Below are 25,092 nucleotides of genomic sequence, written 5' to 3'. Positions count from 1 at the left end.
ATTATCACCAATACACTTTTGTGGTTCTTAGCCAGCATAGAGTCAAGGAAGTTTCCCTCGTCGCAATGCTAGCACCGCTAGAGCAGGTAGTATTTGAAACTGCCGGTGACCAAGGTTCCTGGTGAACTACCGAAAGAAATTGTCTGGTATTAGTTTTTCGTTGTGTCGATTTGGGGCCAGGCTATCAGCGGGTGGCAGTTTAAGTCGGCGTTTCAGTTGCCGGGCCTGAGTGCGGCGAAAGAGGAGTATGTGATCAAGGCTTCCTCGTAACTAGGAATGACTGGCCGGACGACATTGGCTGTCAGGCGGGGATGTTCGCGCCGCTTCTGCACAAGTTCCCGCGGCGCGATCAAATGGCCGCTCGGTCCCGTACCCTGTAAATTGCGCCTGTGCCGAGAAATCTGTGCTGCGAGCGCACGCAACAAGATTTTGACACTTCCGCTCAGGGCTCGCTACGTCCCCCCCTGCGTAAAAGAACTAGAACCGCTATGGATTGGCGACCGACAGCACCGATCGCCAAACTGTCTCAGATGTCTATGCGCTCTGCAATGCTTAGCGCGTCTTCCAATTCAACGCCCAAGTATCGCACGGTGCTATCGACTTTTGTGTGCCCGAGCAGAAGTTGGACCGCGCGGAGATTTCCTGTCTTGCGGTAGATCTCAGCTACTTTGGTTCGGCGAAGCGAATGCGTGCCATATCCGCTCGGTTCCAATCCGATTGCGGTCACCCAACCTCGAACCAGCCTGCCATACTGGCGCGTCGAGATGTGTGGTCGATCATGGAATCGGCTTGGAAACATGAACCGGCTAGCAAACATTTCCGGCGATTTTACCCATAACAATACAGTTTCTCGCGTGTTTTCCGTCAGTTCGAATTGAACAGATCGCTTAGTTTTGCTCTGGATCACCGAAACACGCTCACGGACGCGATCGTCTTTGACAAGATCGGTCACAGCGAGTTTGACCAGATCGCAGCCGCGTAGCTTGCTATCAATCGCGACGTTGAACATTGTGAGATCACGCAGATTTCCAGCAAGTTCGAGCCGTGCACGGATCGCCCAGACCTGTTTTGGGAGTAGCGGTCGTTTCTGACCGATGATCCGCCCCTTGTTCCAAGCTCTGGGTTTTGGGGTGACTGCAGGTAGTTGGACTCTTGGCATATTTTGCACTCCGATCCACCCTCCGCACCCAAGCAACAGCACCGCGCTGACCACCGAATAGTACAAGCGGCGTGAATGCCTGCTGTCCGATTATGAATACTGGCATGGTTTAAGTGTGTGCATTCGGCAGCTTGAGCCCGTATCGCCACACAGAAAAACGGTTCGAATCCAAACCGCGCATGCGCTTCGTCTTCAGCACCGATTACCGATCGGGTTCCAGGTTAAAAGGCCCGGGTCAGCGGGCTGGGTCAGCACCAATAAGATAAAATGAGATTTGATCAGAAAAGCTGGTAAGACCGTCGTCAGGTTATCAGCGACGCCGAGCTAGCCCGGGGCTTACCGATACGCCATTTCGCCACGCGTTCAACCCCTTGCAGCGTCGACAAATCCGCTCTCCAAACCCTTCGCTCCAGAATGGAGTTCTGCAACGAAGACATGGGCGTTCTTGCGGCACGTCATTGTGGGCGCGAGCCATGATCGTATCTGCTTCGTTGTCGGGGTCTTCCATCAGTTCTTAGCCTCGATTTCTGTTTTGGTTTATACAGCGGCTGGAAAAGAAAGTTTCGAGCCCTAAGCCTTGAGATTGAAGGAGCTGCCTGGTTCAGACTGTCCGATGGGACGGCCTGTAATCCGAGGGGTTTTATTAGGACGAACCGGCATTCCTTCGTTCTCAGCAGCTTGGACAGCGAAAGCATACCGAGAACCGCTTCCGCATCCTCGCGGTATGGCTCGTTGATCTGATGATCCGTCGTCTGCCTCAGAAATGAGCGACTCCGAGTAGAGGTGCCGAAGTTGAGTCTCAGACACACCATCTGCTTCCATGATCAATTGCACCATCGGATCGGCCAAAAGCTGGTCGAGCAAGAACTGCGACAACTGCTTTGAAGACAGTTTATCCTTTGCGCGGGCTCTCTCCAAATCAGTAAGAGAAACGGTCAAGGTACGCGCCAGACCGGGGTGAGATTTCCGTGGATGCAGACAGATTAACACCGATGCTTTCCAGGCTTCTGGGTCCGAATAATCTGGTGGTGCGGAAAGCTCAGTTTCTATGTCGTATTCGCCTGCCGGGAGTAATTCGTCGAAGCCAGGGAAAGAAAACGGCCTGGAAAAGACTGCGATTGTCTTGCTGATTATCTGGTTCATTTGGGTAGTTCTCCTTTGCTGATACTGCTCGCTCGGAGATGCAGACAAGAACAAGCCACCCACTCCCGGCAGGGTATTATCAGTTTTGAGGTTTAGGCTTTGATTTTTCGGGGACGACGTCAGGCGCTTCAGACGTAACTTCTTTTTTCGGTACGCTCGCATCGTTTTCCTTTAGCGCGGCAGCCGCTCTGGTCGTCAGGTCTTTGAAAGACATCATTTTGATCCTTTGATTGTCCGCAACACCCACGAGCCCAGATGGGGTGTGAAAAGTGAATGCGGCTACGTCCAATATAGGGATTGGGTGCCTCATTTACTACGTAGAGCCGTAGAATATGACGGATGGCTGAAGCAGAACCGAGGCGGCGGCACCTTGGCGCGCTACCTTCGATTCGAGTATGGGCGATCAGTGTTCGCTGCGTTGCAGTCAACCAAAGCGCTATCACCATGGAAGACCTTTGCTACATCGGGCGCAGCCATGCAGCGCGAGAGCGCGCAATAGTTCAATTTCAGCTTCACCTCGCCACCAGGGCGAAGCAGAAAATTGGTGTTTTCAACAACGATATGATCACTGGTGGCTCCGACGAACGTGACGCCAGCAGGGAATATTAGACCCGCCGCATCAGTGTCCTGGAGTCCAATCGCAAGGATCGACCGAGTATTCGAAGGACTGTCTAAAGTCACACACTGCATTGAAGGTATAGGATAATTCAATTGCAAGGGATTTGGATTTGATTTGGTCTTCGTTTCGATCACTTCCGCCCAAAGCGTGAAAACATCTGTGTAAAGCCCGTCGATCGCGTACCCCGAAACGGGATCGGTACCCAGCAGGATGGCCTCACCCAGACGCAGGTTGTTGATTTTTCCAGTCGCCCCCTTGCCAAGCGCCCATGGCAAACTGGCTGAGCCGCCGCCTGACACTGTTTCCAGAGCGGGTCCATTTGCAAGTTCGGTGCCGACGGCAAGCGACGAAAGCAATTCCATTGCTCCTGCAGAGGGTGCCACATGACCCAGACAGGCAAAATTTGCACCAATCCCCTTCAGAGAAATCCCTTCCATTCTAAGAATTTGAGACACAGTGCTTTCAATGTGTTCAGGCAAGATGCCTTCCCGCATATCCCCCATTTCCACCATCAGGATAATATTGTGAGTAATGTTCTTTCCCAGCGCACTCATGGCCAGGCTTGCGATAATGTCCATCTCAGTGTTGAAGCTGACATCGCAGTTATCAAGGACTTGCGCGACCTGGCTCAGCATGGGCGTTCGGATCAAGGATATAGAGCACGAGATTCCAGCATCGCGCATACGCATGATATTGCTGATCCGCGCGTCCGCCAGCCCTGTCGCGCCACCTTCAAGCATAGCATTCGCAATCTCAGGATGACCGCACACGGCTTTTGTCACACCTGTCACCGTAATGCCGCGGGGTCTAAGGTGGTCGACCAGGAACCGTGTGTTGTACCGAATTTTGTCCAGATCAACGTCGATACGCAGCTTACTCATTCAATCGTCGTAGCACGTACGGGTTGCAAGCGCGGAAAGGCAGATAGAACCATAGTCACCAAGTTTTTTGGAGGACGGTTCAATGCGTCAGTGACCGGGAGATACAATTTGCAGTTGTAGTCTGTGATGGCCTTTGAAATCTCGACTTCATTCATTCCTTCATGGTTGATCGTCATGCCAATCACTTCTGTGTCTGCAAAAGACTCGATCAGGGTGATTTCATCGCAAGGGTCGGGCATAGTCATGTTGGGGAAATCACATCGACGTTTTCGTTTAGGCGCGTGTTGAAGAATAACTGCATGTGGCTGACTGCCTCGCAGAATGAAGGCTGATGTGCAAAAGGCCGGATGGCTTAGCGCGCCCTGGCCCTCGATCACTATGACATCCGGGTGTTCATCTTCAGATGCTGCAACAACAGCGCGCTCAAGCTCGCCACAGCAAAATTGCGGCGGCACCGAATCCATCGCGACACCATACTTGGCGCCCTGCATCAATCCTGTCTGGCCGGTACCGACCAAAACTGTTTTGATCCCATGCGCGTTAAGGGCACTTGTCAGGATTGTCGCGGTTGTACGCTTTCCAATTGCACAATCGGTGCCGAACACCGCGATGCGGATCGCCTGGACGTCTCCAACACTGCCATCTAACAGGCGCAGGTCGCGATTAGGCCGCGGCTTGCGAATGTCGCGTATCGTGACATCGTGAATTTTGGCAAATCCAGCGAGCTCTTTGTCATCGCAAAGAAATTCATGCAGCCCACTGACGATGTTCATTCCGAGCGTTATCGCATCCACAACAGCTTCGCGATCTTCAAGGGACATTCTGCCGCTGGCCGGCGCCATTCCGTAAATAAACGTGTCGGGGATCGTAGCTTCATTAGCGACGGCGGCATCAAGATCATCGAAGATGGGAACCTGATTTGCGACATTATCAAGCACTTTGCCACTGTCACAACCGCCATACGTGCTGTCGATCACCGAAAGAACGCGATAGGCCTGTGAATGTCGAACGAGACCATTAGCCGTCTTGCCATCGATCTTTGCGAAGTTTCCTTCGCAATACACAATTGCAGTCGGTGTATCTGTCACAAGTGTCTTGCGGTGAAGCTCTGGAAAAACTGCTTGTTCAGGCGGCAGCTTTTGCTCATTGCTGGCAATGAACTTCCTGTCATCCGACGCAATGGGTAGGGGTTTCATATCTGTTCCTTTTGGGAGTGTGAAACGCGCCGTCCTTGGTAAGAACGGGCACAAATTGTGAAGTTTGGAAAAATGGACTCTCTGCCTGAAACCTCACTTGTTCAGAACACACTGACCTTCTGACTGATGATAATTTCTGTGGCATTCCCACCTATTACCGGATCGGTCGATATGGGCATTTTCTGGTAACTCGATTGCATTGCAGCGATCACCGGACGCCTCGTAACCACGTTCGCATTTCCATCCAACTCCATGGATCGCGTCATCGTAGAAAGCATTTTCAGGCACAAAAACGGTATCGCACCTTCCGTCGCGCTCAAAATATCCACGCTCGCACGTCCACGGACGCCCGCTGGTTGATGCGTTCAGAAAAGCATTTTCCGGAACTGCTACTGCCACGCATGCTTCTCCGTCGATTTCGTAGCCACGGTTGCAACGCCATGTAGATCCATAAGTGCTGTTCGTCAGATAAGCATTTTCCGGCACCACGATTTTTTGGCAGCTATCGTCTACTTTTGTGTACCCCCGCAGGCACCGCCACCTCTCACCTGATGGATCGAGATATCCACCCTCAGGCACAATCACTTCAGTGCATGAGGTGCCGCCAACTTCAACAAAGCCATGCATACATGCCCACCCTGAGCCATAGGTTCTGTTTGTAGGGTAGGCATTTCCCGGCACGACAATGGCCACGCATTCTTCGCCTTTCAACCGATAGGACAAATCGCATTCCCAACCGTCGCCATACTTTTTGGGATGCGCGTTATCCGGGATCGAATTTGTTTCGGCCGAGGCGGGACTTGATGAGATAAAGGAGCCCGTCAAGCAACTGAAAACGCCAACAAACAGCGCCGTCATAAAGTGAGAGTAAAACCGGTACTGATTTTTTCGATTTGCCCTGATGCAAACGGCGTTGTCCGAATGTTGAGTGATTGTGTTACGATCCATCCAGGTTCAGCCCCTCGATACAGGCCTGTGCCAGATCTTTGTTAGGAGTTTGAGATCCCGGCACCGTTGCCCAGCCAGCCGCCATGACGGCATCCTTCTGCTTGAAAGAAGAAGCCTCTTTGATCGTCGTTATTTTTTCGGCGCGTTGGGCGTCAGTTCTCGCCATGTCGACGCAGACCGGAACCAACGCAGCGATTACATTGTCGCGGGACATGGCGTTGGCCATCTTGTCCGCGCTACCGCCGGTCATCCATCCACCCCAAGAAAATCCAACAACCCCTACGAAAACCCCTCCGATCAGGGCACCGTAGATTCCGGGTTTAAGCCATTCGGGCGTGTTCATAATCTATTCCTCCTGCGGGGAAAGCGCCGCATCGCTGTCATCGTTAGATGTGGCCAAGGTCTGGTCTTGCTTGAGTGCCAGTTCAAAATCTTCTGGGTCAATTGGGCGCATTTCCGTGCGGCCTGGTTTGCTGCCTTTGCCCTGAACTGTCAGGTAGGTTCCGGTTATGCGATATGCTTCGAAACTCAGGCCCTGTAGTAGTTCTTCTTCAACAACTACTTCATACTCGCCTGCAGGAAGTTCATCCGGGTAGCCGGACAAAGAGAACGGATTTGAAAACGTCACCAAGGAACTGGACGATCTCGTGCTCACCTTAGTCCTCCATATTGTTTGTTGGATCTTCCCCGCGCAGTCTGCCGCGGAATACGCTCGTAAGCGCCGCAGTAGTACTGGCGTTGTAATTTAGAATAATGAGTAAATGGCAGACGCGCGCTGATCGATGTTAGTCTGCGGCCAATGACCTGAGATTTTGTTGGAATCTCAAATACATTTGGTGCCCGAGCATCAGGTACTGCCAAAAATTGACTAACCTGCGTCAGTGCAATGATGATTGGATTCCGGCAACGTGACATGTGTTGGCGGGATATTTGCTGGCGTGTTCTTAACGAGTAATTAAGAAGCGCAGGAAATCCAGTACCGCAATCGGACTGTATTTATCTTGCGCTTCTTTTTCAGTGAAATCCAAAATCTGCCGAAGCGAATGGCGTCTCTAACCAGGCAACTATCATCAAAATCCCGGCATCGCCGAAGGGGTGAACCTATTGCTTCAACAGTGGCCCGGCCTGATCCAGATAAGTGGGGTCAAAACCGGCCAACGTCACCAGTCCGTCATAATCATCAAATGCCACTTGCCCGGATTGAAAAGTAACCAGCCCCTTCTCCCGCAGTTGCCGTAGGACACGATTAACATGTACGGCACTCAGTCCCAGTGCATCGGCAAGGTAGTATTGTGTCAGTGGGCAGGCGTATCCCGTCTTGCTTGCCATCCCGACCTGAGACAGCCTCACACCAAGTTCCAATAGAAAATGCGCCATGCGCTCACCCGCATCTCGCCGTCCTATGTTGACCAGGTGCTCAACCACCATCGCTTCATCTCGAGAGACCGCCCAAAGAACTGCTGTCGCCAGCCGGGGCGTTTGCGCAAATGCTTCCAGAAGATCATCCACTGCCACCTCAATGGCTTGGATTTCCATGATTGGTTCTATGCTGTGATCCGAGGTGTGCAGCAGAACGCTTCGCAAGCCCAGAAAGTCACCCGGTATTTGGAAATCGACTATCTGACGCGACCCGTCTGTCTGGGTTTTGTAGGAGCAAACCCAGCCCGAGGCCAGAATGTAGGCCGCCTGCTCTGATTGCCCTTGATGCACAAGGTCACGTCCGGCTTCAAAGGTTCTGCGACGCTTGTGCAGGCGGGCCAATACCGCAAGTTCAACCTCAGTCAGAGCGACGAAGTTTGAAAGCTTTCGGGTGAGTGGACTATTTTTGATAGTGCGCAAGTGTTCTTCCTTCATCGATGAGCAGCCCGCGAAACTATCCGACGCCAAGACTGCTTTCGATCAGTTAAGTATACAGCAATCTATGCCAGTATGGTGCAATTCATCGTGGCGCTTCCATGCTTGGACGCCTGTTAGAAAAGGACGTCTACCATGGCTGACCGGCAAGACCATTCAGGAATGGCCGCACTCTCAATTTGTGAAGCGCTTTTGCTTGCAATTAAAGATCGTGAGCTTCTGCCCGAACATGAAATTGTGGGAGTTCTGCATGACGCAGCTGCTGTCCACGAAACAGCGGTCGGCAATAACGATGAAAAGGACATGCACCAGGCCGCCGCTGTTCTGATAAACAAGATCATTGCTTCCGGCTATCGCGTTCGGCAGTAACGTTAATTTCCTGTCAGAAAAACAAGATTACGCTCGTCAAAAAAGCATAACAACAAATAGAAGCACTATTGGTGCTTCATTCCCGATCAATTCAAACACGAAGCAAGAACCAAAGATCCAATCTCTGCAATATCTCATCTTAATGAAAAATTCCACGACCGCGAATTACTCCCTCTTCCCCGCCACCTGCATGAGCCACAACGAGAATTTGCTTACTGGCTGAAGGCCCGCATGGCCTGTCCTGCTGCACTGCCTGCGACAACGCAAACGTTGGCTTTGTTCGGCGTCTAAGTTGCTGATCCTATGTGCCTCGAAACTACAGTTTGATAGTATCGCATCATCATAGCTTTGAATGACCGGTCTGGCGACAACAGCTGCAACGCAGCGATGAATGTGCTGCGACAGCAAATCAATGCTGCGTCAGCAATTGCCGCAATCGCACAAGTCCGGTTTGTCCGCGTTGCTGTCATGAGATCCCTCGGAATGCTGCGCTGGCCACCAAGGTCCGCTCTGGGGAAGCTGCGCCGCAGCGACTGACAACTTGGCCAATGTCTCCTTTGGGCCGTCCTTGCTATGCCATGTCGGCACGAGTTCGTGGATGCTGCGCCGACATCGAGGTCAGCAATGAGCCCGATGATGACATTGGTATTCTTTCCGCCTAGCTTGCAGGTCATGCACGAGTTGGAGGGATTACTATGTCGACGCCAGAAAGTAGGCTAGAAGAATTGGGCTTGAAATTGCCTGCGCCTACCAAGTTACCGGATGGCCTGCACATACCCTTCGAATTTGTTAATGTCAGAGGTGACCGAGCAATTTTCTCAGGTCACCCAAAAAACGCAATGGATGGTAGTCTGGCCGGGCCCTTTGGAGTTGTCGGAGTCGAAATTACTACGGATCAAGCGTATGCTGAGGCCCGCGAAGTGACGCTAACGGTACTGGCTAACCTGAAAGCAGAAATCGGCGAGCTGTCAAAAATTGTTGGATGGGTCCGCGTCTTTGGTATGGTGACATCTGCGCCCGGATACTCGGATCAACATATTGTGGTAAATGGCTTTAGCGATTTGATCATTGAGGTATTCGGCCCAGACATCGGTCGCCATGCGCGTTCTGCTATCGGTGTGTCTGGACTCCCGCTCGGGTTCGCAATGGAAATTGAGGGCGAAGTCATGATCTCTGCCTGACAATCCTGCGACGGCATAGTCCGCGAGTTTCGCTTTGGAAATTGCGCGGTCTCGCGAACGCAGCGAATGTCCGAAATGCGGGCTGCGACTGCAGCAATTGAGGTGCAAAGCGAGTGACCGGTTTGGGCCGATGTGCAGCCTTAGATTGGAGGCAGCCGCATCAGGTGGCCGGGCCAAAGGGCAACAAAGGGCCGCTCTAAGAAATTCATGCTCCTCGCAAAAGCCAGTCGCTGTCTCGGGCAGTGAAGTGTGTTCTAAGGCGTGATTCCAGAACAGCAAGATCTGCCTCGCGAATGTACTCCGACGCGTCATCTGCCGATCTAAAGAACTGTGCATTGTCTTTGAACATTCGGTCCTTGCTCGTGGGAAAATATTTGTCAGCATTCTCTGCCATGGTGTTTCGACGTGTACGGTCAAGTATTTTCCTAAGTTCGAGGTCTGTCAGGTCGAGGCCGAGATGCTGCTGCAAGGTATTCACCGTTCCCCGCGCATCCGAAACCAATTCGGAATAGTGAAGGATCAAACTTGCCGAATCCCTAGCACACTGTAGGTAGTGCCTGAGTGAGGATAACGTCACACCGCCGAAACGCTCCGGCTGTAATGGAGCACTTAGAAATCTCTCGAAGGCGACCTTCCATGGTCCCGCGTTTGGATGATCAGGTATCGGGGTCACCATATTTTTCAAATGCCGCCGCATCGAAAGAAAGGCTGCGCCCGGATTGCGGAACACGGCGACGTAATTAACACCGTCGATGATCGGGATGCCATCCAGTGGCGTATGCGTTTTAAACAGGCGCCGTCCAGGCCCCGTCGGGGCAGCTTGAGCGCCCAAATGGTCAATCCAGGGCGCATTGTTAGAGAGGTCGTCAAACTCTGTGTCCGCCCCATTGAGGAGCAGATAGGCTATCGCCAAGGTCCAAGTTGTTCCGCATTTCGGAGGGGTGCTGACCACGATATCGCCCTGACGCAATTGCATCCGGGTCCAATGATGGCTGTCAAACAAGCCGCCCTGATAACGTTGCAAATGTTGATCGAGCATTAGAGAGCTCCATAAACGAGCGCGGCGAATTCAACTTCGCCGCACTTGGGTTCAACGGCTGGTCTGGGCCGCAACCTCAGAGAGATAGAAATCCAGAACTGCCTGACCATCGTGACCGTTGTCGGCCATGGCCTTTAGCCACTTCTCGATCGCTGACTGTGAGGCCGCCAGAAGTTCCGCCTCGAAGCCTTCGCTGGCTTGCAAGACCTCAAGACTATTGCCAACTTTGGCCAGCGAGGCATCGTTCAGCCGCGTCCAGATCGCCCCGGTCTTCTCGGCAAAGTAAGCCCCTGAGACCGACATGATCGCCCCTTGATCCGCTGGCGAAATTTCGTCCCACGCGGCGTCTGAAATCACGAAACTGAAAGACGGGTTCATGATCTTGTCGTCGGTGACGGTCATCGATTTTGCATATTGAAGCGCGTTGAATTTTCCGGCGTCCAGCGGCGGGATGCCGACAAACCCGTCCACCACGCCGCTTTGAACAATCTCGCCCATCCGGATCGCAGGCCCGGACACGACGTTGCCGCCACTGCCCTTCAGAACGGCAGAGGTGACACCCGGCAACGCCCACATCTTGCGATCTGTGGCGTGTTTAAAGGCCGTGATCGGCGTGTCGTTGAGCGAGTAGAAATCGCCACCCGGCCCGACGAAAGCGGACAATAGGTGTAGCCCGTCATACTCATCTGTTTTCGAAAGGTGCTGTTCATAAGTCGCCCAGAGCGCCATCGAGGTCGCGCGCGCATCGTTGGACGCGGTAAACGGCAGCATCGAAACCATCTGCCCGATCAGTTCCTTGGCCATGAAGCCGTTGAACGTGACACCGGCATCGAACAGTCCGCCGCGAACCGAGTCAATTTGCTTTGGTGGTGGTGCCAGTGTGCTTGCGGGAATGGAAACCGTGACGCGACCCTCGGTCACGCGGGCGACATCTTCGGCCCAGGGTTTGAGGACGTCGCCACAGAAGAAGTGCTGCGCTGGCCACATGCAGTTGACCAACAGGTCTTTGGCCAGGGCCGGGCTGCCCAAAAGGCCAAGAATGGCGGCTGCTGAAAGGGTGCGGAACATGGATATCTCCTTTTCGAAATCAAGGATTGGCAAGGTTGGGGAGAAGCGTCGCGAAGTTTGGCACGGCGATCAGCAGAGCCAGGACGCAGAGAATGGCGAAGGCAAAGGGCAGAACGCCGCGAAAGATGGTGACTAGGCTTGTTTCGGGCGCGTTGGCCTTGACGACGAAGACGTTCATGCCGACGGGCGGCGTAATCAGGCCAAGCTCAACAACTAGAACTACAATGATGCCGAACCATATCAGGTCGACCTCGGCCGCCATGAGCGCGGGCAGGACGACCGGAACCAGCAACAAGAGGATACCCACGGCCTCGAACACCATACCCATTAGGATGGCGACGGCGGCCACTAGGATCACCAGCGCGGTCGGCCCAAGTTTCAGTTGGTCGATAAGTGCTACTAGAGCAAAAGGCATGCCCGTCAGGTTCAGGTATTGCGCGAAAACGCTTGCACCGAAGATGACCATGAAGAGCGCGGCGGTGATCGAGGCGGTTTCGGAGAAAGAGGCACGCCAGGCATCAAAGGTCGTAAGCCGGCCGCGCCAAAGCGCAGTTAGCGCGGCTCCGAAGGCACCGATCCCGGCGGCTTCCGTGGGCGTAAAGACGCGGAAATAGATGCCGCCGAGCACAAGCGCAAAGAGACTAACGACCGGTAAGGCACCGCGCCGTGCCCGTCGAACTTCGTCCGGGTCTGGCTGGACCGTAACCTCATGCGTGGTGGCGCGAGGTGGAACACAAAAAGCAACCGTGATGAGGAAGACAATCACGAGAAGCAATCCCGGGACGACGCCCGCGAGGAAAAGCAGACTGATGTCTTGCTCGGCGACAAGGCCATAGATGATCAGCGGCACCGACGGCGGGATCATGATGCCGAGCGTGCCGCCCGCCGCGATCGTGCCGGTCGAAAGCCGGTCTGGATAGCGGTAGCGACGCATCGAAGGCAGAGCGACCTTGCACATGGTCGCTGACGTCGCCACTGACGATCCGCAGGCAGCGGAGAAGCCGGCCGAAGCGAGGACCGTGGAATAAGCGAGGGCGCCGGGAAGTTTGTAAAATACGGCCTGCGCAGTGGTGTAGAGGTCTTGGGACAGGTCTGCACGGTGAACGAAAACACCCATCAGGATGAACTGAGGGACGACGCTCAGCGGGTAAGACGTGGCGATGGTTTCCACCTGTTGACCGGTCAGAGTCAACGCACCCGCAAGCCCACGCTCAAAGGCCACGGCGGCGAAGGCAACGACCAGTGTCGCGAAGCCAATGCGCACACCTACAAGACACAAGGCGAGGACAAGAGCCAGAACAACAATTGGCCCGATCATGGTTGCTCCTCCGGCAAGAGGTGCAGGATGGCCGCCAGGGCACTGAGCATGGCATAGGTCAGAAGCACCGCGGCGATCGGCAGTTCAAGAACAAGGCTGCTTTTGTCCCGCGCAAGGGCGTCGAGCCCGCTTGTGCCCAACTGCCAAGCAATTGTACTCAGGCCAGCAAGCGTGAAAAATCCAATCGTGAAGCGGGTCAGGCGCGGGAAGGCTTCAGCCAATCTTGGCGAAAAGATATCCACTGCCACATGGCTGTCCCGCGCGCTGACCAGTCCCAGCCCGCAAAAGACAAACGCACCCATCAGGTATTGCACCATCTCCGGCGCACCAAAGAGCGGGTTACCGAAGAGGTATCGCCCAAATACATCCCAAACCGTGATCACCAGCAGCAGACCACCAAGACCGAGTGCCATCCACTCAAGTCCACCGACGAGGTGCGCACGAACACTGGTGAGTTTAGTTTGGGCCATCTGCCGCTCCAAAGGGGTTGACCCAACCATGGCAGATGAACAACCATTCTATCAAATAATGAAATTGAACTCTTCTATAACCAAATGACATGCAGATAGACCCACGCCACCTCGTCCAACTCGCCGTTATCATCGACAAGGCCAGCTTTACGGAAGCCGCCCTGGCGCTGAACATGACGCAACCGGCGCTTAGCAAGATGCTGAGCACCCTGGAGCAGCGCATCGGCGCGCCTGTCCTAAGCCAACGTCGCCCTGTCGTCGCCACGCCCTTGGGCGATCAGCTTGCCGCGCAAGGGCGGCTGATCCAAGCTTCGCTTGGTTCGACCAGCCAGGTTCTGCGCGACCACAAGAATGGCATTACCCAGCGGCTCCGGATCGGCGGCCCCCCCTTCTTTCTGGAAGGCGCGGCGGCGGGGGTGGTCAAGGAGTTCACGGACAAATTTCCCACCGTCGCGTTGGAGTTCTCGATGGGCTACCTCGATGACGTCCGGGACATGGTGCTGAACCGCCGCTTGGATCTGGCGCTTGGACCTACAAATATCAATTTGAATGCGCCGACACTCAAGACGGAAACCGTAGCAATCATGAATAAAGGTATCTTCTGCCGCGCTGGCCACCCGCTTATCAGAAAGGAGAGTGTATCGCCGGCGGATCTTGAAGCGCAAGTTTGGATCGGGCACGGGCGATCATCGGTCATTGCTCGCGAGATGAGCTCCGACCTTTTCGCAGCAGGTGTACGCAACATTAACATGGCGGTCGAATCTGTTTCGGTATCGATCCTGATCGCTCTTCTGGAGACGACAGACTACCTTGCCTATCTTCCGCTCTTTCTGATGCGGGACGCGTTTCGGACGGGAAAAATCGATCACCTGCGGTTCGACGGCCAACCGACTCAGACACCGTTCGGATTTATCTATCCCGAACGTTCGGAAAACGATCCGACTATCTTGGGGTTCAAGAAAATCACAGGGACACATCTCAAATCTGCCGAGCAAGAAGTCTCAGAACGGATGACTGGGAGAAAAGACACCAATTGATAATTGGGCAGGTGACTTTGCTGGCGCGGCGAATGTCTCCTTCGACGGGCCGCGTTACAGCGAGGCTAACCATGGGCCAACGGCGGCTTAGGGCCGTTGAGCGAAGCGTCCCATAGGCAGGCTGCACTATTTGAGGACGAGAATGACTTGCCAATATTCCTTTGGCCCGCAAGAACTAGGTTACTCAGTTTTCGGCCCGGTAGCGATGGCTGATGAAATTCGACCGGCGCAACACGCCCAAACGGTGGACACATTGAACAGATATGGGCATCTTAGTACGCCGCCTGCAGGGCCTTTTCGATTCATAGCGTTGGACGTCGAAACGGCGGGCAAATCTATCAGTAGCATTTGCCAGATCGGGCTTTGTTTTGTTAGCGACACTGGCTTTATGCAAACCTATTCTGTCCTGATTGATCCCGAGGGACCATTTGAGAATTTCAATACTGAGCTTCACGGGATTTCCGCTGAAACCGTGATTGGGGCTGGAACATTCCCAACGGTCTATGCGTCCTTGTTTGAAGTTCTGAACACCCACAACCTTGTGCAACACAGTACGTTTGATGAAAAGGCGATGACGGCCGCTTGTGCCCGATATGGTCTGCCAATGATCTCTTCTCATTGGACAAATAGCGTGTCGATTGCCCGTCGAGCATGGCCATCGTTGAAGGGTGCCGGTGGGCACGGGTTGGCAAATCTTAAGAAGCATCTCGGCCTTGAGTTTCATCACCATGATGCTGGTGAAGACGCCCGTGCTTCAGCTTCTGTGATCTTGAAAGCAGAGGAGACTTTAGGGACGCCGTTGTCTTATCTCAGGACAAACCGCCAATTGAAATTCCAATTCGGAAATCCATCCGAGAGATAAACGGACAAGGTCTAAAAGATGCTACTGAACAACGAACTGATCGTCTGTTGTTACGCAGTTTGCGAACTTCGGCTCTTCTGAAGCAGTCATCACAAATTCTGCTTTGCTCGAATTTTGGGGATGAGCTGTCTATGTGGTTAGTTAGTAGCGGGGCAGGGGGCTTTGAGTATGTGACGGGTGGGACCATTGGCTAAATCTTGAAAAACAGGGTATGGGAATTTGCTACTGTTGCTCCGGCGTCCGGTGGGCAATGTCGTTAGATATCGTACACATGGTAAGCGGCAATTCGCGGTTACCTGTGCAATGTAAGCCACTCAGCAAAGCACTCTTAGGTCGAGGCGTGGAGTTGTTCGTCCAGATCAGAAAACGATGTTGCCCAGAATTCTGCCAGAAACGCTGATACCTCCTGCTCTGAGGTTTCCGATCTATTGCCCTCGGCATCCGTCGCTTGACCCAGTGTGTATCGCAGATCGGTGCCAGTGTTCGTTTGCGTCAGTTGATATGTCTCGGGCAAGCTCACCCCAGTGCGCGCCGGATCCTGGATGCAGGTCGAAAAATAGTCGAAGGGCTCCCAGTCAGTGATGTGATAGAAAAAGTCCGCCAATTCGTGAGAGCAATGATATCCCGACCCGTTGCCGAGGCGTCCTTGCGGGCTGTCGACGGTGATTTCCTGTACTCGGTTCATCCATTTCAGCTTTAGTTCCGGCGCCACCAACGCCTCCCAGACGACCGCGATTGGCGCATCGAAATGATGGCGGAATGTCCAAACTCCGCCTTCCTCGGTCAGGAAATGACGCTCACGGTTTGCACGTAAACGTTCCCATGATTTAGCCAAATCGTAGACCATCATCGAAACCTCGCCAAAATGCTCGATTTCCTGCGAAAATGGTTCCACTATGCCTTTGATATCCATGGCGTTTGCAGCGGCCTCGCTGAACAGCGCGTAACTGCGTACACCGGTGGCTTCAACAACGCTCGTCTTGGCCATTCGATGGACTAGAATTACGTCAGCGCCAGAAAAGTCTTTTACCAGGCCAAGTTGCATTTCTTCGAACTGGCCATGATGGGCGATAACCTTCAAATCCAGCCCACTGACATTTGCGCAAGCGTTGCAGGTGCAGGTTGTGTTGGCAATTATGTCCTGCCGACGAAGTGCAAATGCGTTGTAGAGGTTCTCGCAGATGGTCAGGAAGGTCTCGCCGGAGGGGAAATCCTGCCGTGTCGAATATGCCAGAACCGCATCGCCTTCGGTTTTCCAGAAATTGAGCGGATCACCCACTTGTTCGATCAGCACGCCCAGCAAGGATTTCAAAATCGGATTAGCGTGATCCATTTCCGAAGATGTCAGAAATTGGGTGTATCCGGAAATATCGGCGATCAACAAATATCCGGTTTGTGTTGACATGGTGCCCTCCCCAAAAGAGTGTTTGGCGGGATTAATTTTTCTGTTGCACTGGCGATTAGTCCTCAAGGTCAACTGACGCCAGATCTGCGGAATGCTTGCGTTTCACGCAGGGCTCAAAACCACTTCGGACTGAAACTCGCCATTGACGGTCGTCATGAAGCGTAGGCTGGGAGCTCAGAGGCTTAGTAGGAGGTGAGAGCCCGAAGTGGTTGCCAAGTTCACGCAACGCCGCCCCTAAAAGGCGGCGTTACTAAAGCGATGGCCCTACGCCCATCCGAGTTGTTTTAGAGAATGACCATCATTCCAGATTTTGGTCATTCGGGCGATCTTGCCGCCTTCAAATTCCATAACGTAGGCATAGTTGGTTGCGATTTCCTTGCCGGTGGCAGGAACCGGTCCACCTTCACCGGTTTGTTTACCGCTGAATACTGCTGTGGCCGTTACGATGTTTCGTTCGTGATCAGTCGAGAAAGAGGTGATATCGTAATTGCCATCTGGGATTGGGGTCAAAATTCCAGCGGTCCAAGCTGTATAACCTTCGATTGTCGAGATATCGGCCAATGCGTCGGCTTCGCATGTAAAGGCGGCATTTTCTTGACAGTAAGCTTTGCAGACGTTCCAACCTTTGCCTGTTTCGCATGCATCAAAGAAGGCCATGGCCGTTTCGGAAATACTCATCGTGTTTCTCCTATCCCTGTTTCCTTACGTCCAGCGCTTCGTCGCCGTCAGTTTTGTTTGGATAGGTTAGTTTTAGAACATTTATTTTAAAAAAACAATTTTAAAATAAATGAGTGATCGACCTTACTCGCGAATTTCGCTCATGATCATGTCGTAGAAATTTGGTATCACGTGCTTTTTATCGTCGTGCCGCCCATACAAGACGGTCCCGTGAACGCAAAAAACAACAAAGCTTGCAAGCTGCGCCGTGTCCTTGCCCGGCCCGATGTCTCCCTCTGCCTGGGCATTGCGAAGAGCGGCTTTAACCAGCGATTCCACCTCTGCACAGAACGCGCCCACCTGTTTTGCGGCCTCAGGACTTATCACATGTTTCTGCGCAAGGTGGTTCATCATCAGGCAGCCCTTGTATTCCGACTTGGCGGCTCCCAAAAAAACGTTTCGGAGAAACATTTCGACACCCTCTAAATTCGGGTTGTCGATCAGAATACGGTAGCGCGGCCCGATGACATGATCACGATAATGATCCAGAGCCGCTGAGAACAATCCCTCCTTGTCCCCAAACTCCTTGTACATACTGGCTGTGTTTAGCCCGGTTTCGCGGACGACATCACTTATTGACGTAGCCTTGTAGCCGTTTTGCCAAAAAACACCCATGGCTTGTTCAACTACGGCTTCGCGCGAATATGATCTTGGTCTACCCATCGGTGAATATTAAAATGATCATTTGAATATCGCAACACACACCGTCTGAGCAAGATCAGGAAAACCCTTCCGCAGGGTAGAATCTTCGTGAACTGCCACGTTTTGCATGGTGCGCTCTGAAATTCCAACTCGCAGGCAAGTCGTTGATTTGTCATTGCTCCTTGTAGCGAAAATGCTCTCGCGTTTACTCAAATTGACGCCAGGATTGACCGCCTTCTTTATTGTTCAAACCAACCGCAGAAAATGCGCGGCTCAATTTTCGCATCCCACTGCGGCCTTCAACGACCAGTTCGATGAAATTCGCTGAGAGGCAAAGTTCCGATAGTCGAACGAACCTGCCCTGACCTAGACCATTTGCACGAGCATTCGCAGCGACCGCGCAAGTCGGAATAGTTGCAGGATGTCAGATCTGGTCCGACCCGGCATTCAGAAAAGTGAACCTTCGATGGCTATTGGCGATCAAAATACACTTTGTGTGATATTGAATTGATGAAAAACTGCAGCAGTCGAGTTGGTTTGCACAATCTTGCGACCTAGCTGGCGTCTTGAACGTTGATCTGGAACCGCTCAATATTGTGTGCAGTCAAAACGCGCTTAGGCGCAAGGGGGGATTTTGACTAAAGTTTTGTTGGTTGAAGATAATGAAATGAACCGCGATATGCTTTCGCGCAGATTGGCACGTAAGGGGTTCCTTGTCGTTGCCGCGAAAGATGGGTTAGAGGGCGTTTCCATGGCCGTCAGCGAATCTCCGGACATCATTTTGATGGATATGAGCTTGCCGGAAATTGATGGGTGGGAGGCTACGCGGCGTATCAAGGCAGAGCCCGAGACCGCCTCGATCCCAGTGGTTGCCCTGACCGCGCACGCAATGGCCAGTGATCGGGAGAAGGCGCTGGATGCAGGTTGCGACGATTTCGATACCAAGCCTGTAGAACTCGACCGCTTGCTAGAGAAAATGGAAAAGCTTCTGTCTGCATCTTGACGACGCCCGTCTACTCAAGATCGGACTTGCGTCCAATGACATAGAAGGTTCTGGCCTGCCCTTTGCCCTTTATCCTTACGTCCATGGGATCAGATAGCTCAAAGCGATGCGTGACGCGCCTCGCGGTTTCCTCTGAGATCTGGATGCGGCCCGGCGAGCCTGTTGATTCAAGACGGCTGGCGAAGTTCACTGTGTCTCCCCATACATCGTAGAGAAAACGATGCGACCCGATTATTCCAGCAACCACTGGTCCGCTATGGACGCCAATTCTGATGTGCATGGGATTATCCAACTCAAGGTTCAGGGCCTCAACCTGAGATAACATCCGATGCGCCATTTCAACGATCACTTCGGCGTGGTCGTCGCGGTGATCAGGCACGCCCGCGGCGACCATATACGCGTCTCCGATTGTCTTGATCTTTTCAACGCCAAGTTTTGACGCGGTCTCGTCGAAGCTTGAGAAAACCCGGTTAAGGTAGTGAATGACATGTGCGGGCGGCAGTTTCGCCGACATTTCGGTAAAGCCTACGATATCCGAGAACAGAACCGTGACGTTGTCATGACGGTCGGCAATTGAAGTTTCTCCTTCATTCAGTCGCGTCACGATTTTTCGAGGTAGAATACTGTGTAACAAGTCTTTGTACTTCTGCTTCTCCGCTTCCATCTGCGAAAGATAAAGGTGCTCTCGCTCCCGCCATTGTCTTTTCTCCAGCGCGGCGCTGATCCGAGCTTGCAACAATATCGGGTTGAATGGTTTAGGAAGGTAATCCTCTGCTCCGACCTCGATACAACGCGCGACGCTTTCGATCTCATCGAGGGCCGAAATCATGATGATCGGGATATCACGCAAGTCATCGTTGTCTTTCGATCGTTTCAGCACCTCATAACCGTTGATATCCGGCATCATCAGATCGAGCAGAACCAGATCGAACGGATGTTGAGACATCTTTTCCAGAGCCGAATGTCCCCCGTCTGCGGTCCAGACCTTATGCCCATCCCGTTCGAGCCGGCGGGCCAGCAACTCTCTGTTAGCTTCCACATCATCGACTACCAGTATGGTTCCGGTCAGCGAAGCGGTTTGCGTAACCGCATCAGTTGAGCGCATACTTTGAGCAAGATTTGCGAACATCGCAATGGCGTCGTGCGGAAAGTGGTGTAATTTGAAGCCATTGCCGGACGGATCGTTAGGCAAAGACGCAAGCATGTCGATTTGTTTCAGAAGGGCATCCGTATGTTCCAACAGACCCAGCAGATCCGCGTTCAGATGTCGCGCATTCAGATCATCCAGATCTTCTAGCAACATCTCGCCGTAGCCCTTGATAGCATTCATCGGCGTTCGCAGGTCATGGCGAAGCCGTTTTGTACCTTCGTCGCCGTCTACGGTCAGTTTTACGGCCACATCAGGATGCAGCAGCTGATCTACAAATGCGCTCAATTCGGTCGCTGCCTGTGAAATCCGTTTCAGGTCGTTCGCTGCTTCACTCAGGTCCGAACGCCCGGCTTCGTTTTCCAGCAACTCGCAAAACCCTACAATGGCGCTGACTGGAGAGATCAGGTTTTGGCGCAGATTTGCCAGCCACATTGCCTGAGCGCGCTGAGCCTCGGGATCAAGAAAGTCGCTCACAACCTATGCATCCCTGGTTCGCGAAGTTGGCAGGAATTCGTTCAACCGGTTCAGAATGGTTTCGATTTCATCCCCATCCTTGCGGATCAAGGTCTGGACCGTACCATTCAGGCGCGCGCGATCCTCACTGGACAGGGTTTTTGCAGTTACGATGATAACAGGAATGTCTTTCCAGTCCGGATCCTTCCTCATCCTTGCCAAAAATTCAAAACCATCCATCTCGGGCATCATGAGATCCAGCAAAATGACGTCCGACACAGCTTCAGAGAGATGTTGAAGCGCGTCCAGCCCGTTGACCGCCACGTCAATTTGCCAGCCTTCCTTTCCAAGAACGCGGCAGATCATTTCACGCGTAGCGGCTTCGTCCTCGACAACCAGCACCCGTGGGGTCGACACGATCGGGCAATGCTCTTTGAGAGCACTCAGCAGTTCGACAGTGTCGATCGGCTTGCCCAAGTATTCGCTCGCGCCCAGCGATAATCCGCGGGTGCGATCTTCAGCGAAGGTCAGCATGATGACAGGTATGTCGGCCAGTTCCGGGTCGTCTTTCAGTTTAGACAACACGGCCCAGCCATCAATCTCGGGCATGAATACATCCAAGGTAATGGCGTCAGGCTTGGTCTTTCGCGCCAGCTCCAACGCTTCTTCGCCTTTAGTCGAGGCAAGAGTACGATATCCTTCCCTGCGCATCCGTCGTCCCAAGAGATCATGCACCGTCGGATCGTCGTCAATAAGCAGAACCAATGGAGCATTTGGGTCGCTGTTTGGATCGTCCTCTGAATAATTTGTGCCCCGCAGAGTGTCTGTTGAAGGATCACGGCAGACACCCGGAAGGCGAATGGTGAAAGTAGAACCTTCTCCGAGAGTACTGGCGCAGTGAATGTCGCCACCCAGCTGCTCGCAGAAGACCTTGGTGATCGACAGTCCCAAACCCGTGCCTCCATAGTTGCGCGTAGTGGAGGAGTCCGCCTGAGTGAATGCTTCAAAGACCTTGTCGACTTGTTCGGGTGACATGCCAATGCCTTGGTCGGCTACTGAAAATTTCAGTTGATCTGTCTCCTTCGACCGAACAACTGACAATGTGATCTTCGCATTTTCGGTGAATTTGCAAGCGTTGGACAGGAGGTTGAGTAATGCTTGGCGCACCTTGGTCAAATCACAGACCATTTCCCCGACATCTTCGGAGCACAAGATTTCCAATGTGTTGTCGTTCTTCTGGGCCAATGGCTGCACTGTCGCGCTGACATCTTTGATCATCTGGTAGACGTCGAAAGTTTCCAGATCGAACTCCATCTTGCCAGCTTCGATCTTGGACAGGTCTAATACGTCGTTGATCAGGGCAAGCAGGTGTTTTCCGGCGGATTGAATCTTCTTCAAATCGCTCAGGTGCGCCTCGTCTTTCTGATCGATGGCTTCTTCCAGCATCAACTCGCTATATCCGATAATCGCATTCAGCGGCGTGCGAAGTTCATGGCTCATATTGGCAAGGAAAGTGCTTTTGGTCTTATTGGCCGTCTCGGCGATGTCGCGGGCCACGCGCAACTCGCTCTCGACGCGCTTTTGCCTGGTAATATCCCGACCGTAGATATTCGCGTAACCGCCTTCCGGAACCGGCCACAACAAAAGAGAATAGGTCTGACCACCAGCTTTATACTGGAAATCTGCCCGTTGATCTTCCTGCAACCCCTTGGCAACACGTTTGCGCCAACCCGTTCCCACTCGGTCACCAACTTTTAGCTGCAGCGCTTCGATTAATGGAGCGCTTGCCTTATTGGCGTAAGTTAGTTCGCCTTGATCGGTGATACGCATCACCGGGTTCGGGTTTTCTTCCGGAATACGCGCCAGTTCCCGTATCTGGCTTTCGGCCTTAAGTTGTTCGTTCAGCGCCTTTGTGTTCGCGAGCGTCAACTTGATGCCATTGATCGCACTTTTTCTGGTTAAGAGCGTGAGCTGAGTAATGACCAGAACCGATCCAAGTATGGTAAGCGTGTTAAAATACCATTCCAGCGGCCCCCAAAGAAGCATGGACAGCCAGGTTAGAAAAAGAACTGGGCTGGAAAAGCCCCAAGACACCCTGAGCGAAAATGTTGTAGAACCGCCAAATGCTCCGATAAATGCGAACAGGTACAGAACCATCTGCTCGTGCGGTGCCAAATATGGCATCATGAAAAAATTGAAGCTGCCCCATGCTGTTCCCAGGATAAGAGAGGTGATGAGGATGACTTTCAATCGCCGTTTCGAGATTGATTTGGGTCTCGGCTTGTTACGCAAGGCGTAATAGCTTTTCATCCCCATCACATTCATGATCAGCAACATGACCAAAGATGCAATCGCGGGTAACGTCAGATTTGAGGGACCGATCTGCAAGATCATCACAGCAAAGGCCATCAAAAAAGACAATGCAAATACAGGCGTCGTCGATGCAACATCCAGTGCTTCGTGAATGCGTAATTCGCCTTCGTAGTCCTGTTCTTGTTCGTCTTCCACGCGCTTCTCCCCAAAAGCCGTTCAATTTCAGGTCACAAAATCAGGTGCCGCCTCAATCTGGCAAGGATTATCTACGTTGCACTGTTGATTGTGTTCATTGCACATGACCACGTCCCAAGGCTTTGGGTACAGCGGGACAACTCGAGGGAACGGACCCGACTTCAAAATACCGGAACCACCCTTTGTCGCCGCGTCCACAGTTTTCGTGATTGTCCCTCAAGAAGATAAACGGGACGCGCCCGTGCAGACTGTCCACCGGGTCCAGCCAATCCGCGGACCAGGACTTATAGGTGTCACCAAAAAGAGATCCGCCGCATTTTTCTGGGTCCGGGCATTCCGATGCCCGATACAGGTAGTCACCTACATGGATAACCAGATCTGGTGATCTGGATGCGATCTCCTCGAGGATGGGTTTTGACGGCCAGGTGGTTGGATTATTGCAGTTTTGTACTCTGGTGCCGCGAATTCGGCACCCGGTATCCCCGATCACGGCAATCCGTTCCACGCTTGGATTGAAGGTTGGCAGCGAGTTTTCATCAAGTATTATTTTGTGCCAGTTTTGGCGCGCGATATTCGCAAACCAGATGAAGAAACTGGTGCTCTGGCAATGCTCGCTTTTTCATCGCAACAGTCTGACCATCGATTTGCAACAAGGGGCAGTCAGGCGCGGCAGAGATTGTTCTTACAATGATTTGATCATCGGGTCCGAGTTAAACCCAACTATGCAGCACGTCAGCTTTGGAAGACAAAACCGTGAAACACAGCCAAACCCATGCCGCGAAAACGAGTGATGCGGTTCTGGTCAATATGCCGGCTCCTCTTTCTGCAATGAACCCAGACTACTTTACATTGCGCATGCGCTGAACAACGGGTTTCTCGCGATCATAGACCGGGGCTACAGTTGGGCAAATTGTCGAAATTCTCTGGTGACAAACTCACCTAGCGAGCAACACGACACACTATCCGCAGCAGCCATCGTCCAGCTGAATTGGTGGGCAGGGAACGGCGGCATAGGAACAGTAGACACAACAGTCACCTTCCAATGGCTTCAAAACTGTTTTGCACGCTTTGCATTCATAGAACCACTGGCAGGCATCCGTCGACATTTCTTCGGTTTCGCTGTGCCCGCAGTTTGGGCAAGTCAGCGTGCTTTCAAGCGTTACAATTTGATCCGTCATAGTCTCACATCTGCATAATCAGAAAATCGTTGATCCGAGCCTCATAGGACACGACAACCCAAGCCAAACCGGTCATCGCGGTTGTTCCCCAAAGCCACCACTTCAACTTTGGCAATGAACCGAGCCGATAAGACACAAGCCAAGATACCGCGACGAGCGCGGTCGAAATCGCCAAGACATAGAAGCTAGCCGCTGCTATCTTCCCGAAAATTGCCAGCCAACTGCCGCCCAATCCCAGCAGCATCAATGTCATGGGCAACACGCAGCAAGTCGCAACGCCAAGCGCGGACAGCGATCCTATGTAACTGAGGCTAAGGTACTTCTGCATTTCCGTTTCTGACGGCCCTTTTTGTGCGGAGTTGTGTAAGCGACATCCTTTCGTATAACTACTGTAGCCACTACAGGATCAAGGTGGGAAATCTCACATGTTTGCGATTGGGGAAGCTTCCCGGCAAAGCGGTGTCGGCATTGAAACGATCCGCTACTACGAACGCGAAGGGATCGTGCCTAAACCGGAACGCGCTTCAAAAAACCGGCGGATCTACTCAACGCAGGATATCGGACGGCTTCGGTTCCTAAAAAAGTGCCGTGATCTGGGCTTTCCGCTTGTCGATACGAGGACGCTCCTCGAACTATCCGAAGGCGATAGCGAAGACTGCCAGTCCGTTAAGGACTTGGCTGAGCGCCACGTCTTGAATGTACGCGAAAAGATAAAGGAACTTGAGCGTTTGGAAGCGGCATTGACTGAACTTACAGCCAATTGCGACAGCGGGAATGTTTCCTGCCCTATGCTTTCTCAATTGCGTACCCGGTAGTGGAACACTGGGCGTTGCGCGGCCCTTGGCACGCGCGTTGTGTTCGGTCAGAATCCGGGGTAGGTTCGCCACGTGAA

Annotated in this window: 27 protein-coding genes; 7 read left to right on the top strand and 20 right to left on the bottom strand. The window is 52.9% G+C overall.

What is annotated here, in order from left to right; genetic code table 11:
- Window positions 1-526: 526 nt before the first annotated feature.
- The 8 genes from ACR0K4_RS22105 to ACR0K4_RS22070 all read right to left on the bottom strand — a co-directional run bounded on the left by ACR0K4_RS22105 (window position 527) and on the right by ACR0K4_RS22070 (window position 7,800).
- Window positions 527-1,159, bottom strand: a complete 633-nt coding sequence (locus tag ACR0K4_RS22105; protein WP_480535010.1) for a tyrosine-type recombinase/integrase — start codon at window positions 1,157-1,159, stop codon at window positions 527-529.
- Between the two features lie 570 nt (window positions 1,160-1,729).
- A complete protein-coding gene (locus ACR0K4_RS22100) occupies window positions 1,730-2,302 on the bottom strand; it encodes a hypothetical protein (RefSeq protein WP_170520010.1) in 573 nt (190 codons plus the stop codon).
- 378 nt (window positions 2,303-2,680) lie between these two features.
- Window positions 2,681-3,802: an alanine/ornithine racemase family PLP-dependent enzyme gene (locus ACR0K4_RS22095; RefSeq protein WP_170520013.1), complete on the bottom strand. Its 1,122-nt coding sequence runs from the start codon at window positions 3,800-3,802 to the stop codon at window positions 2,681-2,683.
- Entirely contained in the window at window positions 3,799-4,998 is a 1,200-nt protein-coding gene (locus ACR0K4_RS22090) for an N-acetyltransferase DgcN family protein (RefSeq protein ID WP_480855805.1), read from the bottom strand. Before ACR0K4_RS22090 ends, ACR0K4_RS22095 begins: the two co-directional genes overlap by 4 nt.
- Window positions 4,999-5,091: 93 nt before the next feature.
- Window positions 5,092-5,946 (bottom strand): hypothetical protein, encoded by an 855-nt coding sequence (locus ACR0K4_RS22085; protein WP_480855804.1) that lies wholly within the window; start codon window positions 5,944-5,946, stop codon window positions 5,092-5,094.
- Complete coding sequence (locus ACR0K4_RS22080) at window positions 5,936-6,289, bottom strand: hypothetical protein (RefSeq protein WP_170329075.1); 354 nt, start codon at window positions 6,287-6,289, stop codon at window positions 5,936-5,938. The genes ACR0K4_RS22085 and ACR0K4_RS22080 overlap by 11 nt, the downstream gene beginning before the upstream one ends.
- A gap of 3 nt (window positions 6,290-6,292) precedes the next feature.
- Entirely contained in the window at window positions 6,293-6,601 is a 309-nt protein-coding gene (locus ACR0K4_RS22075; protein WP_480855803.1) for a hypothetical protein, read from the bottom strand.
- A gap of 446 nt (window positions 6,602-7,047) precedes the next feature.
- Window positions 7,048-7,800, bottom strand: coding sequence for a Crp/Fnr family transcriptional regulator (locus tag ACR0K4_RS22070; protein ID WP_480855802.1), 753 nt, complete (start codon window positions 7,798-7,800; stop codon window positions 7,048-7,050).
- A 135-nt stretch (window positions 7,801-7,935) separates the two neighbouring features.
- Between ACR0K4_RS22070 and ACR0K4_RS22065 the strand changes: the two genes are divergently transcribed.
- Both ACR0K4_RS22065 and ACR0K4_RS22060 read left to right on the top strand, forming a co-directional pair.
- Entirely contained in the window at window positions 7,936-8,169 is a 234-nt protein-coding gene (locus tag ACR0K4_RS22065) for a hypothetical protein (RefSeq protein WP_010442296.1), read from the top strand.
- 695 nt (window positions 8,170-8,864) lie between these two features.
- Entirely contained in the window at window positions 8,865-9,350 is a 486-nt protein-coding gene (locus ACR0K4_RS22060; protein WP_480855801.1) for a RidA family protein, read from the top strand.
- 205 nt (window positions 9,351-9,555) lie between these two features.
- Here ACR0K4_RS22060 and ACR0K4_RS22055 read toward each other — a convergent pair whose 3' ends face one another.
- Genes ACR0K4_RS22055 through ACR0K4_RS22040 form a run of 4 tightly spaced genes read right to left on the bottom strand, consistent with a single transcriptional unit; the run spans window position 9,556 to window position 13,245 of the window.
- Window positions 9,556-10,389: a sulfotransferase domain-containing protein gene (locus ACR0K4_RS22055; RefSeq protein ID WP_480855800.1), complete on the bottom strand. Its 834-nt coding sequence runs from the start codon at window positions 10,387-10,389 to the stop codon at window positions 9,556-9,558.
- A 51-nt stretch (window positions 10,390-10,440) separates the two neighbouring features.
- Window positions 10,441-11,457 (bottom strand): TRAP transporter substrate-binding protein DctP, encoded by a 1,017-nt coding sequence (dctP, locus tag ACR0K4_RS22050; RefSeq protein ID WP_480855799.1) that lies wholly within the window; start codon window positions 11,455-11,457, stop codon window positions 10,441-10,443.
- Window positions 11,458-11,476: 19 nt separating this feature from the next.
- Window positions 11,477-12,775 carry a TRAP transporter large permease gene (locus tag ACR0K4_RS22045; protein WP_480855798.1) on the bottom strand — a complete coding sequence of 433 codons (1,299 nt, stop codon included), beginning with the start codon at window positions 12,773-12,775 and terminating at the stop codon, window positions 11,477-11,479.
- Window positions 12,772-13,245, bottom strand: a complete 474-nt coding sequence (locus tag ACR0K4_RS22040; protein ID WP_480855797.1) for a TRAP transporter small permease — start codon at window positions 13,243-13,245, stop codon at window positions 12,772-12,774. The genes ACR0K4_RS22045 and ACR0K4_RS22040 overlap by 4 nt, the downstream gene beginning before the upstream one ends.
- Window positions 13,246-13,334: 89 nt before the next feature.
- Here ACR0K4_RS22040 and ACR0K4_RS22035 point away from each other — a divergent pair, with 89 nt between their 5' ends.
- A complete protein-coding gene (locus ACR0K4_RS22035) occupies window positions 13,335-14,282 on the top strand; it encodes a LysR family transcriptional regulator (protein ID WP_480855796.1) in 948 nt (315 codons plus the stop codon).
- A gap of 205 nt (window positions 14,283-14,487) precedes the next feature.
- Entirely contained in the window at window positions 14,488-15,144 is a 657-nt protein-coding gene (locus ACR0K4_RS22030; RefSeq protein WP_480855795.1) for an exonuclease domain-containing protein, read from the top strand.
- Between the two features lie 328 nt (window positions 15,145-15,472).
- On the opposite strand, the gene ACR0K4_RS22025 is transcribed toward ACR0K4_RS22030, so the two are convergent.
- The 3 genes from ACR0K4_RS22025 to ACR0K4_RS22015 form a co-directional block, all read right to left on the bottom strand.
- Window positions 15,473-16,549 (bottom strand): DUF2652 domain-containing protein, encoded by a 1,077-nt coding sequence (locus ACR0K4_RS22025; RefSeq protein WP_480855794.1) that lies wholly within the window; start codon window positions 16,547-16,549, stop codon window positions 15,473-15,475.
- 264 nt (window positions 16,550-16,813) lie between these two features.
- Window positions 16,814-17,227, bottom strand: a complete 414-nt coding sequence (locus ACR0K4_RS22020; RefSeq protein ID WP_480855793.1) for an ester cyclase — start codon at window positions 17,225-17,227, stop codon at window positions 16,814-16,816.
- Window positions 17,228-17,350: 123 nt separating this feature from the next.
- A complete protein-coding gene (locus ACR0K4_RS22015; RefSeq protein WP_480855792.1) occupies window positions 17,351-17,881 on the bottom strand; it encodes a TetR/AcrR family transcriptional regulator in 531 nt (176 codons plus the stop codon).
- 661 nt (window positions 17,882-18,542) lie between these two features.
- On the opposite strand from ACR0K4_RS22015, the gene ACR0K4_RS22010 reads away from it, so the two are divergent.
- Complete coding sequence (locus tag ACR0K4_RS22010) at window positions 18,543-18,911, top strand: response regulator (RefSeq protein ID WP_480855791.1); 369 nt, start codon at window positions 18,543-18,545, stop codon at window positions 18,909-18,911.
- Window positions 18,912-18,921: 10 nt separating this feature from the next.
- On the opposite strand, the gene ACR0K4_RS22005 is transcribed toward ACR0K4_RS22010, so the two are convergent.
- The 3 genes from ACR0K4_RS22005 to ACR0K4_RS21995 form a co-directional block, all read right to left on the bottom strand.
- Window positions 18,922-20,427 carry an adenylate/guanylate cyclase domain-containing protein gene (locus ACR0K4_RS22005; protein ID WP_480855790.1) on the bottom strand — a complete coding sequence of 502 codons (1,506 nt, stop codon included), beginning with the start codon at window positions 20,425-20,427 and terminating at the stop codon, window positions 18,922-18,924.
- Between the two features lie 111 nt (window positions 20,428-20,538).
- Window positions 20,539-23,022 (bottom strand): response regulator, encoded by a 2,484-nt coding sequence (locus ACR0K4_RS22000; RefSeq protein WP_480855789.1) that lies wholly within the window; start codon window positions 23,020-23,022, stop codon window positions 20,539-20,541.
- A gap of 94 nt (window positions 23,023-23,116) precedes the next feature.
- Entirely contained in the window at window positions 23,117-23,512 is a 396-nt protein-coding gene (locus tag ACR0K4_RS21995) for a metallophosphoesterase (RefSeq protein ID WP_480855788.1), read from the bottom strand.
- Between ACR0K4_RS21995 and ACR0K4_RS21990 the strand changes: the two genes are divergently transcribed.
- Entirely contained in the window at window positions 23,430-23,813 is a 384-nt protein-coding gene (locus ACR0K4_RS21990; protein WP_480855806.1) for a hypothetical protein, read from the top strand. The two genes, ACR0K4_RS21995 and ACR0K4_RS21990, sit on opposite strands and share 83 nt — an antisense overlap.
- A gap of 168 nt (window positions 23,814-23,981) precedes the next feature.
- Here the strand turns inward: ACR0K4_RS21990 and ACR0K4_RS21985 are convergent, their stop codons facing one another.
- Complete coding sequence (locus ACR0K4_RS21985) at window positions 23,982-24,200, bottom strand: GDCCVxC domain-containing (seleno)protein (protein WP_480855787.1); 219 nt, start codon at window positions 24,198-24,200, stop codon at window positions 23,982-23,984.
- Between the two features lie 4 nt (window positions 24,201-24,204).
- Entirely contained in the window at window positions 24,205-24,528 is a 324-nt protein-coding gene (locus tag ACR0K4_RS21980) for a hypothetical protein (RefSeq protein ID WP_480855786.1), read from the bottom strand.
- Between the two features lie 97 nt (window positions 24,529-24,625).
- Here ACR0K4_RS21980 and ACR0K4_RS21975 point away from each other — a divergent pair, with 97 nt between their 5' ends.
- Window positions 24,626-25,015: a MerR family transcriptional regulator gene (locus tag ACR0K4_RS21975; RefSeq protein ID WP_480855785.1), complete on the top strand. Its 390-nt coding sequence runs from the start codon at window positions 24,626-24,628 to the stop codon at window positions 25,013-25,015.
- Window positions 25,016-25,092 lie beyond the last annotated feature (77 nt).

This window comes from Ruegeria sp. K11 (assembly GCF_056531905.1).
This window is presented reverse-complemented; position numbering and strand designations above follow the sequence as displayed.